Here is an 860-nt window from a genome sequence, read left to right as displayed (position 1 = left end):
TGCAGGGCACCCTGCTCGAACACCTGCGCCTCGGCGCCGGCCCCGGCCTGACCGGCGCCGTCGGCCAGCGCTTCGCGTCCGGCACCACCCTGCCGGCCGGCTACGCCGCCCTCACCCCGGACGAGCCCGTCACCGGCCTCGTGCCGGTGCGGCCGCTCGCCCCGCGCTACGGCGTCTGGGGCCAGGCCTTCGGGGTGTTCGGCGCGAGCGAGGCCACCCGCAACACCGCCCGCCTGACCCGGGAGACCGGCGGCTTCATGCTCGGCGTCGAGACCGGCCCGGGCGTGCTCGGCGACGGGCTGGGCTCCGGCCTCGACGGCTGGCGCGTCGGCGTGGCGGGCGGCACCAGCCTCACGCAGTTCGACGTGACCGCCCGGCAATCCTCCGGGCGGATTGAGGGCAGCTTCGGCGCCGCCTATGCCAGCGGGTCGCTCGGACCCGTGCAGGTCCGGTTCGGGGCCCTGTATGGCCGGGATGCCCTGGACACCCGCCGGACTGTGCTGTTCCCCGGCGTCTCGCAGGCGGTCAGCGGCCGGGCCGGCGGCAGCGCGCTGCAGGGCGTCAGTGAGGTCGGCTACCGGATCGGCGCGGTGGAGAGCTACGTCGAGCCGTATGTGGGCGGGGCGGTGCTGCGCCTGCACCGGGACGGCTTCACCGAGACGGGGGGCGCGTCGGCGCTGGCGGCGTTCGGGCGGACCGATGTGGTCGAGACGGCGACGGCCGGCGTTCAGGCGCAGGCGGTGGCGGCGGATCTGTTCGGCGGCGCCGGCCCGCTGCTGGCGCGGGGCCTGATCGGCTACCGGCGGGCGTTCGGGGACGGGGTGCCGGCGGCACTGCTGGCGTTCCGGGGCGGCACGGCG

General features: G+C 77.3%; 1 protein-coding gene. It reads left to right on the top strand.

The window, feature by feature from the left end; genetic code table 11:
• Positions 1-860: autotransporter outer membrane beta-barrel domain-containing protein (locus tag AKJ13_RS29885; protein ID WP_144426460.1), on the top strand; the 860-nt coding region annotated here is incomplete at both ends.

It is taken from the genome of Methylobacterium sp. ARG-1 (assembly GCF_001262595.1).
In the GTDB taxonomy this organism is placed as follows: Bacteria; Pseudomonadota; Alphaproteobacteria; order Rhizobiales; family Beijerinckiaceae; genus Methylobacterium; species Methylobacterium brachiatum.
Note: the sequence above shows the minus strand (reverse complement) of the source record. Positions and strands in the feature narration are given on the sequence as shown.